Origin of the sequence: Bacillus sp. FSL K6-2865 (assembly GCF_040311405.1) — a bacterium.
GTDB lineage: Bacteria > Bacillota > Bacilli > Bacillales > Bacillaceae > Bacillus > Bacillus velezensis.
Genome location: NZ_CP152036.1, coordinates 50,747 through 68,842, shown reverse-complemented (window position 1 = coordinate 68,842; position 18,096 = coordinate 50,747). Strand labels below are relative to the sequence as shown.

General features: G+C 46.3%; 19 protein-coding genes. All 19 read right to left on the bottom strand.

The window, feature by feature from the left end:
• Nucleotides 1-74: 74 nt before the first annotated feature.
• The 19 genes from NYE42_RS00360 to rnmV all read right to left on the bottom strand — a co-directional run bounded on the left by NYE42_RS00360 (nt 75) and on the right by rnmV (nt 18,096).
• Complete coding sequence (locus tag NYE42_RS00360) at nt 75-335, bottom strand: RNA-binding S4 domain-containing protein (protein ID WP_007409934.1); 261 nt, start codon at nt 333-335, stop codon at nt 75-77.
• A 1-nt stretch (nt 336) separates the two neighbouring features.
• Nucleotides 337-1,812, bottom strand: a complete 1,476-nt coding sequence (gene mazG, locus NYE42_RS00355) for a nucleoside triphosphate pyrophosphohydrolase (RefSeq protein WP_352426691.1) — start codon at nt 1,810-1,812, stop codon at nt 337-339.
• Nucleotides 1,802-3,382: a polysaccharide biosynthesis protein gene (locus NYE42_RS00350; protein ID WP_241457835.1), complete on the bottom strand. Its 1,581-nt coding sequence runs from the start codon at nt 3,380-3,382 to the stop codon at nt 1,802-1,804. The genes mazG and NYE42_RS00350 overlap by 11 nt, the downstream gene beginning before the upstream one ends.
• A 168-nt stretch (nt 3,383-3,550) precedes the next feature.
• A complete protein-coding gene (gene spoVT, locus NYE42_RS00345) occupies nt 3,551-4,087 on the bottom strand; it encodes a stage V sporulation protein T (RefSeq protein ID WP_004264646.1) in 537 nt (178 codons plus the stop codon).
• 136 nt (nt 4,088-4,223) lie between these two features.
• Complete coding sequence (gene mfd, locus NYE42_RS00340; protein WP_025650339.1) at nt 4,224-7,757, bottom strand: transcription-repair coupling factor; 3,534 nt, start codon at nt 7,755-7,757, stop codon at nt 4,224-4,226.
• A 69-nt stretch (nt 7,758-7,826) separates the two neighbouring features.
• Nucleotides 7,827-8,057: an anti-sigma-F factor Fin family protein gene (locus NYE42_RS00335; protein ID WP_004264650.1), complete on the bottom strand. Its 231-nt coding sequence runs from the start codon at nt 8,055-8,057 to the stop codon at nt 7,827-7,829.
• 61 nt (nt 8,058-8,118) lie between these two features.
• A complete protein-coding gene (pth, locus tag NYE42_RS00330) occupies nt 8,119-8,685 on the bottom strand; it encodes an aminoacyl-tRNA hydrolase (RefSeq protein WP_004264652.1) in 567 nt (188 codons plus the stop codon).
• An 84-nt stretch (nt 8,686-8,769) separates the two neighbouring features.
• Entirely contained in the window at nt 8,770-9,378 is a 609-nt protein-coding gene (locus tag NYE42_RS00325; protein ID WP_014416724.1) for a 50S ribosomal protein L25/general stress protein Ctc, read from the bottom strand.
• Nucleotides 9,379-9,462: 84 nt separating this feature from the next.
• Nucleotides 9,463-10,416, bottom strand: a complete 954-nt coding sequence (locus tag NYE42_RS00320; RefSeq protein WP_007409928.1) for a ribose-phosphate diphosphokinase — start codon at nt 10,414-10,416, stop codon at nt 9,463-9,465.
• Between the two features lie 21 nt (nt 10,417-10,437).
• Nucleotides 10,438-11,808 (bottom strand): bifunctional UDP-N-acetylglucosamine diphosphorylase/glucosamine-1-phosphate N-acetyltransferase GlmU, encoded by a 1,371-nt coding sequence (glmU, locus tag NYE42_RS00315; RefSeq protein WP_004264658.1) that lies wholly within the window; start codon nt 11,806-11,808, stop codon nt 10,438-10,440.
• Nucleotides 11,809-11,999: 191 nt separating this feature from the next.
• Nucleotides 12,000-12,293 carry a septation regulator SpoVG gene (gene spoVG, locus NYE42_RS00310; RefSeq protein WP_004264660.1) on the bottom strand — a complete coding sequence of 98 codons (294 nt, stop codon included), beginning with the start codon at nt 12,291-12,293 and terminating at the stop codon, nt 12,000-12,002.
• Between the two features lie 194 nt (nt 12,294-12,487).
• Complete coding sequence (ridA, locus tag NYE42_RS00305) at nt 12,488-12,868, bottom strand: 2-iminobutanoate/2-iminopropanoate deaminase (RefSeq protein ID WP_004264663.1); 381 nt, start codon at nt 12,866-12,868, stop codon at nt 12,488-12,490.
• Nucleotides 12,865-13,722, bottom strand: coding sequence for a pur operon repressor (gene purR / locus NYE42_RS00300; protein WP_004264666.1), 858 nt, complete (start codon nt 13,720-13,722; stop codon nt 12,865-12,867). The genes ridA and purR overlap by 4 nt, the downstream gene beginning before the upstream one ends.
• A 55-nt stretch (nt 13,723-13,777) precedes the next feature.
• Entirely contained in the window at nt 13,778-14,647 is an 870-nt protein-coding gene (gene ispE / locus NYE42_RS00295; RefSeq protein ID WP_352427001.1) for a 4-(cytidine 5'-diphospho)-2-C-methyl-D-erythritol kinase, read from the bottom strand.
• Between the two features lie 143 nt (nt 14,648-14,790).
• A complete protein-coding gene (locus NYE42_RS00290) occupies nt 14,791-14,979 on the bottom strand; it encodes a small, acid-soluble spore protein, alpha/beta type (RefSeq protein ID WP_011996172.1) in 189 nt (62 codons plus the stop codon).
• Between the two features lie 162 nt (nt 14,980-15,141).
• Entirely contained in the window at nt 15,142-15,402 is a 261-nt protein-coding gene (gene veg / locus NYE42_RS00285) for a biofilm formation stimulator Veg (protein ID WP_003218330.1), read from the bottom strand.
• 211 nt (nt 15,403-15,613) lie between these two features.
• The gene (yabG, locus tag NYE42_RS00280; protein ID WP_015416657.1) at nt 15,614-16,489 is read right to left on the bottom strand and encodes a sporulation peptidase YabG; all 876 of its coding nucleotides are present in this window, start codon (nt 16,487-16,489) and stop codon (nt 15,614-15,616) included.
• 172 nt (nt 16,490-16,661) lie between these two features.
• Complete coding sequence (gene rsmA, locus NYE42_RS00275; RefSeq protein ID WP_352426690.1) at nt 16,662-17,543, bottom strand: 16S rRNA (adenine(1518)-N(6)/adenine(1519)-N(6))-dimethyltransferase RsmA; 882 nt, start codon at nt 17,541-17,543, stop codon at nt 16,662-16,664.
• Nucleotides 17,533-18,096, bottom strand: coding sequence for a ribonuclease M5 (gene rnmV, locus NYE42_RS00270; RefSeq protein WP_004264696.1), 564 nt, complete (start codon nt 18,094-18,096; stop codon nt 17,533-17,535). Before rnmV ends, rsmA begins: the two co-directional genes overlap by 11 nt.

Below are 18,096 nucleotides of genomic sequence, written 5' to 3'. Positions count from 1 at the left end.
TCAGCCCCCATATCCTCGATACTTTTAGCATTATTACTGCATTGTATGAGGCGGGAGCCTTGTTTAGAACAAGCCTATTCGCCGAGTTTTTCTTCTTTGACGATTGTATACATGCCCGCGGCTTCTTCTTTTTTCGTTGTTTCTTTCAATTCGTTTACCTTCACGGTGACAAGCTTCTGGCCGAAGCGGACCGTCAGTTCATCACCGGCTTTTACGTCTGAGCTGGCTTTCGCCTGATTCCCGTTAACGGTGATTCTCCCTTGATCGGCGACCTCTTTCGCCAATGTGCGGCGTTTAATTAATCTGGATACTTTTAAAAACTTATCAAGTCTCATATCAGAATCTCCTCTCCATTTCTTTTGCTTCATCCCACAATTTGTCCATTTCCTCAAGTGACATTGCGGTCAATTCAAGTCCCTTTGCTGCCGCTTCTTTCTCAATATAAGCAAAGCGTCTGCGGAATTTGTCATTTGTCATGGCGAGCGCTTCCTCAGGCTCAATTTTATAGTATCGGCCGATATTGACCAATGCAAATAAAACATCGCCGAATTCAGCTTTTAAGCTGATTTCATCTGCTGATTCGGCGGAAGCCTCTGCAGAAAATTCCTTCAGCTCTTCATTTACTTTATCCCATATATCCTGAACGTCATCCCAGTCAAAGCCGGTTTTTGCGGCTTTTTTCTGAAGCTTGGCCGCTTTTGCAAGAGAAGGCAGTGTTTTCGGCACGGCATCCAGCAATGAAGAGGATGTTGTTTGCTTTTCCGCCTTTTTGATTTCTTCCCAGTTGGCGACGACATCATGTTCATCCTGAACCTTAACATCCTTAAACACGTGCGGGTGCCGTCTGACCATCTTCGCACTGATGTCTCTGATGACATCATCAATTGAGAAATACCCCTCGTCTTCTCCGATCTGGGCGTGCAGCATAACCTGAAGCATGACGTCCCCGAGTTCTTCTATCATGTGACCCGTGTCCTCTTCGTCAATGGCCTCAAGCAGTTCGTAGCATTCCTCAATCATATATTTCTTTAATGACTGGTGTGTCTGCTTTTGATCCCACGGACAGCCGTTCGGCCCGCGAAGCTCGCGAATAATACTTCGGAATGCAGAAAATTCCTGGTAAAGGAGTTCTTCTTTTTTAATCGGCGGAACATACACGCTTGTTAAGTTATTTATTTCTACATTGCGGTCAAGCTCAAACAAAGGCACCTTGGTCATCTTTTCTCCCTTGCTTCCGGCTGCCGTGACGATGACCACTTCATAGTCGTCAGGCAATTTCTCCATAAGCGTCAGCTTGACCTCAGAGGCCGTCATTTGGTCATAAACCTGGCAAATGATCAGGTGATGGCGGAGTTCGAGCTCATCCGGCGTCATTGTTTGCGCATCCGTAAATTGAAACCCTTCAATCGGATCAATTCGCAATGCATTAAAAGTGGCATCCAAAAAGCTTTGCCCTCCGGCAGTATGAACAGCTGCCTGTTGTTCTTCCCGGCGTTCAAATAACAGCTGAACGGTTTTCTCAGCGACAAACGGATGCCCGGGCACAGCGTAGACGACATCCTCTTGCTTCGCTTTTTCAAACAGAATGTCCGCGATCTCTTCATAGACCGCTTCAAACTGATCATGTTTTTCATAAATATCATCAAAATACCAAATGTCCGCTTCCGTCTCTTGCTCTAATTCCGGAATCAAAGGGTGGTCTTTCGTTCTTATATATAAATGCTTCGCCTGAGTCAGCAGCTTATGTACGCCCACTGTCAACTGATCCATGTCTCCGGCGCCGAGGCCGACGACCGTAATGTTACCTGCCATGTTTTTCTCTCCTCTTTTTCAATTTGCTTAAAGCACTGCCGAAAGGAAGGCCGCTCAGCTCTTCGTCCGTGAAAATCTTCATTCTTATCATACAATAAATAAACAATAGCCCTCCGATGACTGACGCAGACAGACTCTCACATACAGCTCCGGCCCTGCTGACGGGAACAAATAACTGCCATAGCTTCATATATACGAGCAGAAAGAAGACCATCAGCAGACTGCACCAGCACAGACGGGCAATCACGCCGCCGATATTCGTCAGCCAGCCCTTCGACCAAATTCTCCGGAGATTCAGGCACGCAACTGCGGCAAATGCCAAGACGGTCGCCAGTGCCGCTCCTGTAATACCCCAGCCGGGGACCAGCCAAACATTCAGCACCCATTTCAGCGCCCCTCCCGCCAAAACGGATACGGCGGGGAAAACGGTATGTCCCGCTCCTTGCAGAATCGCGGCTGCCGTAAGCGCAATCGAGGCAAAAAAGATAGATAAGCTGAATATTTGTAAGGTCTGCGTCCCCTCACTGTTTTGGAAAAGCATGATATTCACCGGATCTAAAATGCAAAAAAGCCCGGCTGATGCACCGATCCCTACCGCAAGGCAGAGCTTGACGGCTGATGTCGCTTTCTCTTTTATGATAAACGGCTTATTCTCATGCACCGCTTTTGAAATTGAAGGAACCAATGACGCGGCGATACTGACGGCAAACACGGTTCCCAGCTGAAGGAGCGGCTGTCCGCGGTCATATATGCCTTTCAGCTGTTTCGCGGCATGGCTCTCCGTCCCGTCTGAAAGCAGTGAATATAAGTTTAAGGCGTCTACAAGCTGAATCAAAAGCATGAGTACACTGCTGATACAGATGGTGACTGAATAAAGCAGCAGCTTTTTTACAATGACGGCCGTTTCGATATGTCCGCCGTCTTTCTTGGTTTCTTCCCGCTTATACCAGAAAACAGCCAATACACAAAGGGCTGCCAAGCTTCCGGCAATTGATCCCGAGGCCGCCCCCGCACCAGCCGCGTATAATGAACGGCCGCTTTTCAAAAGCCAGAAGGATAAACCGAGAAGCACCGCCACGCGAAGAAGCTGTTCCGTAATCTGGGATAAGGCTGACGGCATCATATCATGCACGCCTTGGAAATACCCCCGGAAAACCGCCGTAAACGGAAACAGTATGAAAGCGAACGCCGCGACCCTTATCAGCATCACAAGGCGGGCGTCACCCATAAAACCGGCCAACGGCGCCGCGCCGGCATACATGAGCGCAAACAGAACAAGTCCGGCCGCCGCGACATAAAGGGCGGAAATTTTCAGTATTTTTTGTTTCTGATCGCTATAATCGTTCATTAATTTTGAGATGATAACCGGAAAACCGGATGTTGACAGCATGACCGCGATCCCTAAAAACGGATACACCTGCTGATAAATGTAAAATCCGACGTCACCGACAATATTCTGAAAAGGAACCCTGTACACGGCGCTTAATATCTTCGTTACGATACCCGCAACGACGAGCACAAAAGCACCTTTCCATGCCGATTGCCGCTTGGCGCCAACTGAATCGTTCATCCAAAAGCTCCTTCCAGCCGCTAGAAAATTACGTCTATAAAACGAGCTTATTATATCACAATCCTAACGGCCGAACCGATAGAGAGCACATATGAATATGAAAAAGAACAGCACTTGTATAAGAGCTGCTCTTTCTCCGTTTTCTTATTTCAATAATGGTAATAAGACCTACTGCTCCATTTGTCTCGCCAAAAAACTGGCTGCCGTTTCTACTGCTTTATGTTCTACTTCTCCAAGTGCCTGTTCCTTGGAAAAGATGACCACGGCACCGATAGGATCGCCATTTGCCACGATCGGAGCTATTGTATAGGAGCTCATATCTTCATCAATGTCATTAACAAGCTGCGCGGACTTCACGTCGTTTTCTACCACTGAGCTGCGCTGATCCATCGTTTTTTCGAGCAAATCGCTGATGGCTTTGTTCAGAAATTCTTTTTTCGAACTGCCTGAAACGGCAATATACGCGTCACGGTCGCAAATCAAGACGGAATGGCCGAGACTGTCATACAAAGCATCTGCATATTCCTTCGCAAAATCGCCAAGCTCACTGATAGGAGAATATTTTTTCAATATAACTTCTCCGTCGCGGTCAACGAATATTTCAAGCGGGTCTCCTTCCCTGATTCGCAGTGTTCTCCGAATTTCTTTAGGAATGACGACCCGTCCTAGATCATCAATACGACGTACGATACCTGTAGCTTTCATCTCTCTGGTGCCTCTCTTTCATGTGATGATATTTAAGGGAAAGTACTAAAGCTCTTTACTTTATGTAGCTTCCGCCACTCGCTTGAAATTAGTATCCGTCACATCAAATGTAATATACACCAGAGAGTAACAATTTTTATGAAGACGCGATTGTTTCTTTCTTCACATCCTGAAGGCCTTTCAGCATACCGAGCACGGTCTCCAGCCACTCTTCCGTTTTGCGGCCTTTCGTCTGTACTGAGATTTTCAGCTTTTTCCCTTCCATTCCCAGTCCGATCTGCCGGCCGTATTTATTGCCGAGTTCGAACAATTTCTGGCCGTCAATCTGTGCGCTGGCCTCTTCAGAAATGGTAAATCTGATCGCGTCTTTATCCTGCTTGATGAGTTCGACGCGTTCATATTTTCCGTATACCTTCATCTCAGCAACCGTAAACAGCCATTCAACCTCTTTAGGGTAGCTGCCGAACCTGTCGATGATTTCATCTTGAAGCTCATTTTTCTCCTCAATTGTGGCGATTGACCTGAACCGTTTGTACATGTCGATTTTTTGCTTGCCGTCTTGTATATAGTTCTCAGGAATATACGCGTCAAGCTCGATATCGATTTCTGTCTCAAACTGTTCGCTTTTCGGAATATCGCCTTTCCGCTCTTCAATCGCTTCCTTGAGCATTTGCGAGTACAGGTCAAAACCGACTGAGTCGATAAAGCCGTGCTGCTGCGCGCCGAGAAGGTTCCCCGCTCCCCTGATCGTCAAGTCACGCATGGCGATTTTAAAGCCTGATCCCAGCTCGGTAAATTCTTTAATCGCCTGCAGCCGTTTTTCCGCCACCTCAGTGAGCACTTTGTCTCTGCGGTACGTAAAATACGCATAAGCGACGCGGTTGGAACGGCCGACCCGTCCTCTCAGCTGATACAGCTGAGACAGCCCCATTTTGTCTCCGTCGAACACAATCAAGGTATTGACATTTGGTATATCTACGCCTGTCTCAATAATGGTCGTGCTGACAAGGACGTCTGATTCCCCTTCCAGAAAATTGAGCATGACGCTTTCCAATTCATTTTCGGTCATTTTTCCGTGGGCATAAGCCACTTTCGCATCGGGAACAAGCATGGAAATTTCATCAGCCTTCCGCTCGATGTCATCCACGCGGTTGTACAAGAAATATACCTGTCCTCCGCGCGCCAGTTCTCTTTCGATGGCTTCCCGCACAAGCGCGCCGTTGTATTCCACGACATATGTCTGAACAGGGAAACGGTTTTCCGGCGGCGTTTCAATAACAGATAAGTCCCGCACACCGAGCATGGACATATGAAGCGTGCGCGGTATCGGCGTCGCTGTAAGAGTCAGCACATCGACATTGGCTTTGATCTGTTTGATTTTTTCCTTATGCGTTACGCCAAAGCGCTGCTCTTCATCAATGATGAGCAAGCCGAGATCTTTATAGACGACGTCTTTAGATAAGAGCCTGTGGGTTCCGATTACGATGTCTACCGTTCCGTTTTTCAGGCCTTTAATCGTTTCATTGGATTCTTTTCTCGTTCTGAATCGGCTGAGAAGACCGATGTTAATCGGATAGTCCTGGAAACGCTCCATAATGGTTTCATAATGCTGCTGCGCGAGTATTGTCGTCGGCACAAGAAGCGCGACCTGCTTTCCGTCTGCGATCGCTTTAAAGGCCGCTCGGATGGCTACCTCCGTCTTCCCGTAACCCACATCACCGCAAAGCAAACGGTCCATCGGGCGCTCTCTTTCCATATCCTTTTTAATCTCCTGAATGGAACGGAGCTGGTCCTCTGTTTCCTGATAAGGGAAAGCAGATTCGAACTGCCGCTGCATTTCATGATCCGGCGAGAACGCATAGCCCTTGCTTGCTTCCCGTTCCGCATAAAGCTTAATCAGATCATCGGCAATATCCTGAACGGAGTTTTCAACTTTTTTCTTCACCCGTTTCCATTCACTGCCGCCCAGTTTATAAAGCTTCGGTTCTTTTCCTTCAGAGCCGACGTACTTCTGCACCTGGTCGATTTGTTCTACAGGGACGTACAGCTTATCGCTGCCCTGATAATGAATGTTGAGGTAATCTTTATGAATGCCTTTGATTTCTAGTGTTTCGATCCCCAAATACTTACCGATCCCGTGGTTGACGTGGACGACATAGTCACCGACCTGAAGCTCGGAATAGCTTTTGATCCGTTCGGCATTTGTCAGCTTCTGCTTTCTCGGCTTTTTCTTGATTCGGTTTTTGAACAGCTCTTCCTCCGTAATGACGGCCAGCTTCATCAGCGGCAGTTCAAAACCGGATTGCAGCTCGCCTTCCATGACATAGACCTGTCCTTGCACAAGCGCTTTGGAGCTGTCCGTTTTTGCGGCTTCAATTTCGTAATCAGCCAGCACGGATGCCAATCTGTCGGTTCTGTCCTTATTTGCGCCTAAAAAGACGACGGTGAAGTTTGATTTCTTAAAGCGCTCCATTTCACCTGCGAGCACATTCATCTGCCCGTGAAAACTCTGCATCTGCCGGCTTGTCACATTCACGATATTCTGAGGGCTTGTATGCTGGACATGACGCAAAAATAATGAATAATAAATAGCCGGGCGCCGCTTTTCGCTCATAAGCTCCTGAAAGCTGAAGGATAAATGAATGTCATGCAGAATTTTCCCTTCCTCGAGCAGACTTGTCGTAAATTCGGCCTCTTCTTTTTGCAGCTGATCCTCCATTTCATGAATGCGGCTGACCTCGTCTAACAGTAACAACGTGTCTGCCGGTGTATAATCTAGCAAACTAGCAGGTTTTTCGTAAAAGTACGAGAGATACTTCACAAGTTCCTGATCAGTCTGTCCCGTTGATAACCGTTCTTTATCATGTGAGATATTGATATGAAGCATTTCCTTTTGTTTGTCCTGCTTCAGCTTTTTCAGACTGTCGGCAAGCCCTTTATCGAGCCTTTCCATCGCCCGGGCTTTTTCTTCCGCCCTGATGATCAATTCCTTCGCCGGTCCGATCGCCACATGTTTGAGCGTCTCAATTGATCTCTGGTCATCAGAATTGAAGCTTCTGATGGAATCGACCTCCGTATCAAACAGTTCAATTCGCACCGGATGCTCCGACGTCAGCGGATAAATGTCGATAATTCCGCCGCGAATACTGAATTCACCGGGTGCAGAAACCATGTCGGAACGCTCATACCCCACCTCTACAAGGCGCGCGGACAGCTGATCCGGTTCTATTTCGTCTCCGAGTGAAATGACGAGCTGGCTGCTTTTCCACAGCTCCTTCGGCGGAAGCATTCTTCTCACTGCCGCCACGGGCGCCACAACGACCGGCGCTTCTCCGTTTGTTAATCTATTAATGACATCAAGCCGCTGAGCGCGCAGTTCAGGGCTCGCTACCGCAATTTCTGAAGAAATCAATTCATTCACGGGGTATAAAAAAACAGATTGATCCCCGAGTAGCGCCGTCAGATCTTCCGTCACTTTTTGGGCCTGATATAAATTATGGGTGATAAAGAAAATCGGCCTTTTCGTTTCCTGTGCAAGGGCGGAGGTAAAAACAGAACGCGCGGAACCTGACAGACCCGCAAGCAGCTGTTCCTTCAGCCCCTCATGTAAACCGTTGACAATGGATTTAAAATCATCGCTTTCTTTAATAAAGGTTTGAATGTTGTCCATATGGGCCCTCCTCTCTATTTTCTGCAAGAACAGAAAAACGCTTTGGTCTAGAATCTACACCAAAGCTTCTTATTGAATAAATGTGTTGTGTTCATGGTAGTGCGGATTGCGCTCCAGCGCCTCTTGGCAGTCTTCACAAATTGTAAGAACATGGACATCTCCATTGTCTTTATATGAAATCATATCGTTTCTTTCCTCATTTGTTAAGTGCTGAAATCCAAGTGACTGTGTCGGCACCGTCGAATATTCCAGGCTCCCTACCTTAAAGCCGCAGTGGCGGCAAAAATAATGCAAAGCCATACGTTGGACCTCCTGATGTGAAAAAATCATTTTTCCCTAGTATGGTCTCCCATTATTTATCTTATACATTTGCATTAAATTCGTTCATGACTTCTAAAAATGGTTTCGTTAAGGAAGCTTCGCAGGCCTTTACGGTTTTTGAGACGGCATCATTGATATGCGGCGCTTCTTCCTTCGTAAAAGCTCCCAGTACATAGTCAACGACTTTCATTCCGTTGACGGGGCGGCCGATTCCGATTCTGACCCGGTCAAATTCAGGGGTTCCGAGGTGCTGTATAAGCGATTTAATTCCGTTATGTCCGCCTGCGCTCCCCTTCGTCCGGAGCCTGATTTTCCCCGTCGGAAGATCAAGGTCATCGTATATGACTTTCAGATCTTCATGATCGGCATCATAATAATCCAGTAGCGGCCGCAAACATTCCCCTGATAAATTCATATATGTAAGCGGTTTAACAAGTAGAACTTTTTTTCCGGAAACAAACCCCATTCCGTAAAGTCCGTTGAATTTCGTTTTATTCAATTCAATATTCCATTCTTTAGAAAGCTCGTCAATGGCCATAAAGCCGACATTATGTCTCGTGTTCTCGTAGGTTTTCCCGGGGTTACCGAGACCGGCAATCACAAGCATCGTAAATCCTCCCTCAACATCGCTGTAATTCTTCTCATTCTAGCACAAAAGACGTAACCTCGGGCGGGTTACGTCTTAAAGCGCTTATTGATTTTCTCCTTCGGGCTCTTCCCCAGGAGACGGTTCTGCATCTTCTTCGAATGCTTCCTGCTTAGGAGGAAGGATGGAAGCCACGACTTCTTCCGGATCGTTTGTAAATGTATAATTGCCGTCAGCAGTCAGATCTGCGATGGTCAGCACATCATTCATCTCAAGTCCTGAAATATCAACATTGATTGTCTGAGGGATGTCCTTCGGTCTGGCCTTAATCGAAAGCTCATGCAGCGGCTGCTGGATGACGCCTCCGTCTTTGACTCCCTTCGCCTCTCCCGTCAGCTGAATCGGCACCTCGGCCTCCAGCTCCTCACTCATATTCACGACTTGAAAATCGGCGTGCGTCAATTCGTTTTTGAGCGGGTCTGTCTGAAGATCAGTCACCATAACCGATTGCTGATTTCCGTTGACATCAATTGTGATAATCGTGTTTTTTCCTTCGTCCCGCAATGTTTTAAGCAATTCGACACTGTCTAAAGAGACAGGCGTATTCGTTGTTTCTTTACCGTATATAATCCCTGGAACATGTCCTGAATGACGGATTTTCCGAAGCGTCGAACGTTTAAAATCGGTTCTTTCATTTGCTTTTAAAGTTGCCATATTCAGCACCATCCTAATTATCGTTTTATCGTCCTATTAGAACAATACCCACAATAACTGGGATTTAAACCTTAAAGTTTCGGTTTAGCTGAATAAATAGCTGACAGATTGTTTCTCGTGAACGCGGATAATCGCTTCAGCCAGAAGCGGTCCGACAGAAAGCTGCTTAAAGCGTTCGATTTTTTTCTCATCAGGAAGCTTAATGCTGTTCGTTACGACAAGCTCCTTGATTTTAGAGTTATTGATCCGCTCAACGGCAGGGCCTGACAGTACAGGGTGCGTACAGCATGCATACACTTCTGCAGCTCCGTTTTCAACCAGCGCGTTAGCGGCAAGTGTGATTGTGCCGGCCGTATCAATAATATCATCGATCAGAATCGCTGTTTTACCTTCCACGTTACCGACGATGTTCATCACTTCTACCTCATTCGGTCTAGGACGGCGTTTGTCGATAATCGCGATCGGCGCTTTCAGACGGTCCGCAAGTTTGCGGGCGCGCGTCACACCGCCGTGGTCAGGAGAAACAATAACGATATCTTTCAAGTCTTTACCTTCAAAGTAATGGCCTAAAATCGGAACACCCATTAAGTGGTCAATCGGAATATCAAAGAAACCTTGAATTTGCGGCGCGTGTAAATCAAGCGCGATCACGCGTGTCGCACCCGCTGTTTCAAGCAGGTTTGCAAAAAGTTTTGCCGTAATCGGTTCACGTGATCTTGCTTTTCTGTCCTGGCGCGCATAACCGTAGTACGGAATGACAATGTTGATTGTTTTCGCGGAAGCGCGCTTTAAAGCGTCAACCATAATCAGCAATTCCATGATGTGCTCGTTGACCGGCGCACTTGTAGACTGAATGATATAGCAATCACAGCCGCGAATACTTTCTTCTATGTTGATCTGGACCTCTCCGTCACTGAATCTTGTAACAGAGCACTTTCCTAATTGAACCCCTACATTATCCGCGATTTCTTTTGCAAGTTCTGGATTTGAATTCAAAGAAAAAATCTTTAAATTCTTATCTCCGTATTCGTTAGACATGGTAAACCTCCGATTTTAGGATTATTTTTTATGAATGTTTTTCACATAATCTTCTTTATTTACTTGTCTTGCTCTGGCAATGGCAAGCGCTTCGCCCGGCACATCTTCAGTTACGGTTGAACCCGCAGCGACGTACGCGCCTTCTCCCACTGTAACAGGAGCGACCAGATTGGAGTTGCAGCCAATAAAGGCGCCGTCTTCAATTTTGGTTAAATACTTTTTCTTCCCATCATAATTGACCGTGATGGAGCCGCAGCCCAGATTCACATCCGTGCCCACTTCGGCATCACCGATATAGCTTAGATGAGATGCTTTGCTTCGGTCGCCGAATTGTGTTTTCTTGATTTCAACAAAGTTTCCGATCTTCACTTCATTGCCGATTGCGGAATCGGGTCTGATGTGAGCAAAAGGACCGATATTTACATCATTCCCAACTTTGCTGCGATTGACAACGGATTGTTTAATCACAGTGCGGCTGCCGATTGAGCTGTCCTCTATCTCAGTGTGGGGGCCGATGACGCATTCATCGCCGATTTCAGCTTGTCCCTTTAACACAGTTCCGGGATAAATAACTGTATCTTGTCCGATACGTGCGTCAGGTGAGATGTACGTATTCATCGGATCGATTAAAGTGACTCCGTTCTGCATATGCCGTTTGTTAATACGCTCTTTCATATACATTTCAGCCTGAGAAAGAGCGACTCTATCATTCACTCCGAGCGTCTCTTGGAAGTTACCAGTCTGGTAAGCGGCAACAGTTTCGCCTTCGTCTTTGAGGATTTCGATCACATCCGGCAGATAATACTCGCCTTGGGCATTTTCATTCGAAACCTGTTCGATGACACGAAAAAGAGCCTCGTTATCAAAACAGTACGTTCCCGTGTTAATTTCTTTCACAAGACGTTCTTGCTCCGAAGCATCCTTGTGCTCCACGATTTTTTGAACGGCGCCGTCTTCACTGCGGATGATTCTTCCGTATCCGGCGGGATCGTCGGCAACGGCCGTTAACACCGTGGCTTTTGCACCTTTGTCTGTATGTTCATTCAGCATGGCTTCCATCGTCTCCGCCGTCAGAAGCGGTGTATCGCCGCAAATAACGATCGTGACACCCTTTTCTCCGTGAAGAAATGGTTTTGCCTGTTTGACCGCATGAGCCGTACCGAGCTGTTCTGCTTGGAGAGCGTAATCGCTTTTCTGTCCGAGCTGCTTCTTCACATCTTCGGCGCCGTGTCCTACGATGGTGACAAGCTTCGCTAAAGATAATTTCAGAGCTTCGTCTGCGACGTGCTCTACCATAGGCTTTCCGCATACCGGATGAAGGACCTTGTAAAGCTTCGATTTCATTCTCGTTCCTTTTCCGGCAGCTAAAATCACTGCAAACCGCTTATCCATTTAATGGCCTCCAATATCCCTTTTATCCATAGAAAAATATATCCTAAATAGCTGTTGATTTCAAGAAGACATCAAAAAGTGCAAGAATTTTCTATGTAATCGCTTTATTACTGAAAAATCAGATTTAAAAAAGGACTGCCGGAAAAGGCCTTGTGTCAGCCTTTATCAGCAGTCCTTACATTTTGTTATGTTTAAGAAGCCCCGGCTTCTTCATATTCTAATGCTTCAGAATCACCCAAACGATGATACTCATTTAAAACAGCATCCTGGATCTTGCCCCGCGTGCTGGAATTAATAGGATGAGCAATATCGCGGAATTCTCCATCAGGGGTGCGTTTACTCGGCATCGCAACGAAAAGACCATTGTTTCCATCAATCACACGAATATCATGTACGACAAATTCGTGATCCAGCGTGATGGATGCAATCGCTCTCATGCGACCATCGGTATTCACGCGGCGTAATCTTACGTCAGTAACTTCCACAGTAGTTCACCACCTTTTCCCTATATAAAAGCATTAGTCTAACAATTCCACGATTCTTTTTAAATTCCTGCACGTTTCAAAAAGTTTTTTTGAAAATATAGGATATACATACACAATTAGGTGATAAACCATATTTGGGGATCATATACTGCATAAAAAAAGTGATCCCGGAGACGGAACCACTTTTCTGAGATTTAAGATTTCACCAGCGCAATGACTTCAATTTCCACGAGAGCGTCTTTCGGCAGTCTCGCCACTTCCACACAAGACCTTGCCGGCTTATGTACATCAAAGTATTGTCCGTACACTTCATTCACTTCCGCAAACTGCTCCATATCAGCAATAAACACCGTTGCTTTGACAACCGTCTCGAGAGAAGCGCCCGCTTCTTTCAGCACAGCTTTTAAATTGCTGAACACCTGATGCGTTTGCTCTGTGATATCACCGTTTACCATTTCTCCTTCAGCAGTAAGAGGAATCTGGCCTGAGCTGTAAAACATGTTGTTTACGATGATTCCCTGTGAATATGGCCCGATCGCTGCCGGCGCGTGTTTTGTATGGATTGCTTTTGTCATTTTTCTGTCTCCCCATTCTTTAAATGCTGTTCTTTAAAAAATCGCAGAAAATTGCCGTTTTGAATCTCAATCGTTTTGTCTTTCATATTGATGGTTGAAAGCGTGAGCAGTGACATGTATTCATCGACAAGCCGTTCGTTCACTCCCTCGGCTTCAACCAAGACGCCTATTCCCGCAACGTTTGCATTAAACTCATCAAGCAGGCTGATCATGCCGTTAATGGTGCCGCCGGCTTTCATAAAATCGTCAATAATCAAAACGTTCGAACCCGTAGCCAAACTTCTTTTCGCAAGCGACATCGTTTGAATGCGGTTAGACGACCCTGATACATAATTGATGCTCACCGTGGAGCCTTCCGTCACCTTATTGTCTTTTCGCACGATGACAACCGGAACGTTCAGATAACTGGCCGCTGCGTAAGCAAGAGGGATTCCTTTTGTCGCAACGGTCATCACCACATCAATCTCCCGCTCCGCAAAAACGGAAGCAAAAAGCCTGCCTACATGAGAGAGGACAGATGGTTTTCCTAAGATATCCGTTAAATATACATAACCGCCCGGAAGGATACGCTCAGGATTTACTAAAGACTGTCCCAGCTCCTGTATAAACGCTTCTGCTTCAGCCTGTTTCACTTTCGGAATGTATTTGACGCCTCCGGCAGCTCCCGGCACTGTAAGCAGCGTCCCAATGCCTTGCTGTTCAAAGGTCTGTTTAATAATCGTTAAATCTTCACTGATTGATGACTTTGCTGATTGATACCGTTCTGAGAAAAACGTTAACGGTATTAATTCATGCGGATGGGTTAACAAATAATTTGTTAAGTCCACCAATCTGCCGCTGCGACGAAACTTCATGAACTTACCCCCAAAATCCGAATAATTTAAAAATAATATAACTTAACATACGGATTTAATCAAGAGCATTCTGTTCGCCGATCATCCGCACCGCGTACACTTGATCACAGAAACCTCTTAACCCGTTATAAATCCGCTGCACCTTCGATTCGTATTGAACCAAACCGAATACAGTCGGTCCGCTTCCGCTCATTAACACCGCATCAGCGCCGAAGCGTTTCATTTGATTTTTAATCATCGCCACCTCGGGATGGAGGCTGAGCGTAACCGACTCCAATACGTTTCCTAATTGTCCGCATACCTTTTGGAAGCTTTTTTCTTCAATCGCGTCAATCATCGCCTGCACATCAGGATGCCGAACCTGCTGTAAGTTCAGCCGGCGGTACACTTCGGCAGTCGATACCCCGATCGTCGGTTTGGCGAGCACGACCCAGCAATGAGGCGGAGCACTGATGTGCCTGATCTTCTCACCGCGTCCGGTTGCCAGAGCAGTGCCCCCGTATACACAGAAGGACACGTCTGAACCGATTTCAGCTCCAAGCTCCGCGAGCTCTTCGACAGAAAGCTTTAAATCCCAAAGCCTGTTCAGCCCTCTGAGCGTGGCTGCCGCATCGCTGCTTCCGCCGGCAAGCCCTGCCGCTACAGGAATCACTTTTGTAATCATAATGGAAACGCCTTTTTTGACTTGAAACCGTTCTTTAAGCAGTTTGGCTGCCTGATAAGCCAGATTCCTTTGATCATCCGGAACAAAGCGATTATGCGACGCCACTCTGATAACGTTTTCGGGTTGTTCTGTCAGTTCAATCCGATCTGCCAAATCAATTGTCGTCATGATCATCTCCACTTCGTGATAACCATCCGGGCGTTTACTCGTCACATCGAGGGACAGATTGATTTTGGCCGGCGCTTTTTCTAAAATACGCATAGCTTTCACCTACTTCTCCATCTAAACATAAGTATGAACATTGTATCACATTTGGAGACCCGGAGGTACTTATCCGAAATTGAAGCCGGTTTTGACCGCCGATAGAAAAAACCGGGGAACGGATTGTCCCCCGGGCCACTGCATTATCGGTTATTTTGGTTCTGAGCCGCCATCTGCTGTTCGGCAATCTCAATCGCGCGTTTTACCATATTCCCGGCGTCACGCGCCCGAATGCCTCCCCAGCCCTCGTTTTTCACCGTATCGTAAAAACCAAGGTCCTTCGCCAGCTCATATTTGAACTCATCTGACATAACTCCACGACGTCTGCCCAAACGAAACAACCCCTTTTATAGAATTGATCACCATTCGTGCACGCCACGATAAAACATGTGACACTTATAGCTTCCGTTTAATCGGCTGAAACTTTCGAGGGAATAATTAGAAGAGCTTTAGAAGGCAAAACAAAAAGCAGTAAACAAAAGGTTCACTGCCCATTAAAATGCTACTGAGCTTGCCGCATCGTCATTGAATGTCAATTCAACAGTCTCAGTCAGAATATCAGCATAACTGTATGAAACTCTTTCAAACGAATTCTCGTCTTGATCTAGTTGTATCACAAAAACAGAAGGGTACGTCTCAGCTAAAATGCCCGAACGCTCAATCGTTTTTCGGCGGCCGCCGTTTGCTTTTAACGTAAGCCGTTTACCTAAATTCCCATCAAGCGATCTTTTTATATCGGACAACGTCTTCGCCATTGCATCCACCTCACTACATTTATTGTACAACAAGAGCCCAATTTTGTCAAATAAAATTTAAATTATATCAACGTTAATAAGTCATTGTCAACAAAATTATTTTGACAAAATTCTATTGATTTCTGCGTTATTTTTCACAAGTTCCGGAAATTTATGTATCAATATGTAAAATAATTAACCCGCATAGCGAAATATATGCGGGTTTTATCACTCATCCATTTGATTTATACGGCATACCGACACGCAGCACACCCTTCGTTTCAATTCCTCCCAGCCCTTTCTCTCTCGTCAGCGTATTTCTCAGTACATCCCATACATTGATCCGCTCCATAAACGGAGTGAAGCTGATTTTCGCGACAATATATACCGGGTCAAGCGCGTGGATATTGACGCGTGACGGAGAACTTGCGAAATTCGCGCCCGCTCTGATTAAAGACTCGAAATGAGATTGGCACGCCCCCGCGAATATGACCAGCTGATCCAAATGAGGGACTTTACGCCTCGCTCTTTGAACGGTTTCGACAAAGTGTTTGGAATGCCTGTAGGCGCTTAAATCGTTCACGCCTCCCTTATGCTTGGAATATGCATCATGGCCGGTGATGACTAAAATATCCGGCCTGTATTTATCAAGCAGCTCGTCAATTGATGCCGGCATTTTTTTCTCATGGCAATGAATTCCGTATACCGGCACACCGATTTTTTCATAAAAGTTCAGGCACTTTTTCAAATAGGCCTCATCGCCGTCCAGATGCAATACCTTTCCGGGCATATGAAAGTAGTGCTCCTGATGCTGATATTGATTTGTCGCATAATATTCCTGTTTTTCCCGAAGCAGCTTATAATCCTGGCGGAGCAGCTCGAGAGATTCATTCATCCTGCTTTCATCTCTTTTCTTTCTCATGGCCTGTTCGTCTTTTCTGACAGGCTCCAAATCAGAAAAATCAGCATCCGCAATCAATCTGACTTCGTCACCATGCAGGATGGCAATTGAATTTCCGTTGTTTGTTTGTTCTATACCGATAATGCGAAATAAAACATCCATTTGATAGGATTTCCTGGCTACCATATCTCCTATTTGAAATTGCACGTTACCCACTCCACAAATAGACTAAGCCTCATCATGAAAGAAGTCTTGGCAAATACACCTCTTTCCGCTGCGGCGCTTGATGTTTCAAGCTTTTCTTGCAGTTGAATGAATAAGGTTCTCCTCTAGCCTATGTAGCGGCAGTCCAAGTGGTGACGCAAAACAAAAAGCCCTCTTAGAAAAGGGCTTTATGCAATCCGTTGGACAGGAGCGCGAATTCTTCTATGGACAGGGATTCACCGCGCCGCTTTCCGTCAATATTCGTTTCTTGAAGAACTTCTTCAATTTGAGCTTTTTTCTCTTTTCCGCCCGGAAGATTGTTCACAAGGTTGTTAAGCAAGGTTTTCCGGCGCTGTGCGAAGCTTGCTTTAATCAGCTGGAAGAAAAACGGTTCATTATCGACGTCAACCGCCGGGCCGTCACGAAGCAAGAGACGGATGACGGCAGAATCGACATTAGGCTGAGGCACAAACACCGTTTTCGGGACGGTCATGACGGTTTTGGCCTCCGTATAGAACTGAACCGCAATGGAAAGCGATCCGTACTCCTTAGAGGAAGGATCAGCGGCCATCCGCTCAGCGACCTCTTTTTGCAGCATCACGACAATTCCTTTTAACGGAAGATGTTCTTCCAAAAGCTTCATGATGATCGGCGTCGTCACATAATATGGGAGATTCGCCGTCACCATAATTTCATCACAATCCTGAAACTGCTCTTCAATGACAGATTTGACGTCTGCTTTCAGCACATCTTGATGAATGATCGTTACATTGTCATACGGAGACAGCGTATCATTGAGAATGGGCAGCAGGCGCTGATCAATTTCAAACGCGACGACCTTTTTTGCCCGTTTGGCAAGCTGCTCTGTCAGCGCGCCGATTCCGGGCCCGATTTCAATGACTCCGGTCCGATCCGTAATTTCCGCATGGTCCACAATTCTGTCCAATATATTTGTATCAATTAAGAAATTCTGCCCCAGACTCTTTTTAAAAGAGAAACCGTACTTTGTCAGAATTTCCTTCGTTCTGATAGGTGTCGCGATATCTTTATTGTTCATCCTGTTCCTCCTGCCTCATAGCATCGAGCGCATCAATAAAATCACTTCTTTTGATTTGAAACATTTGCAGCCGTTTTTGAAGCTGCTTGCCGTTTGTATAGCCGATCTTCAGCAGGTCGCCCAATCGTTCGCGGCGTCTTTTGGCAGCCGGTCCGCCGATCAGACCGGCCTGTATGACATCTTCAGCTGAAATCTCACTCGGCTTTGCCTCCATCTCTTCATGCACATTTTCCAGACATGCTCTGATGCTTTCAATGGATGCGTGCTCAACGCCAATGCCGCGCTTGTTTTTCGGTTTGGCAAGATGTTTGGGCAGAAATGCGTGTTTACAGCCGGGTACTGCTTCAGAAATGGTTTTCCGGATCTTTTCCCCCGGAAAATCCGGGTCCGTCAGTACGATGACCCCTCTCGTTTCCTGCGCCAGCCGAATCTGTCTGATGACTTCGTCTCCGATTGCGGAACCGTTTGTCTCGATCGTATCCGCATCAACGGCAAGTTTTATGCGCGCAGTGTCATCGCGTCCCTCGACTACAATAATTTCTTTAATTTTCAT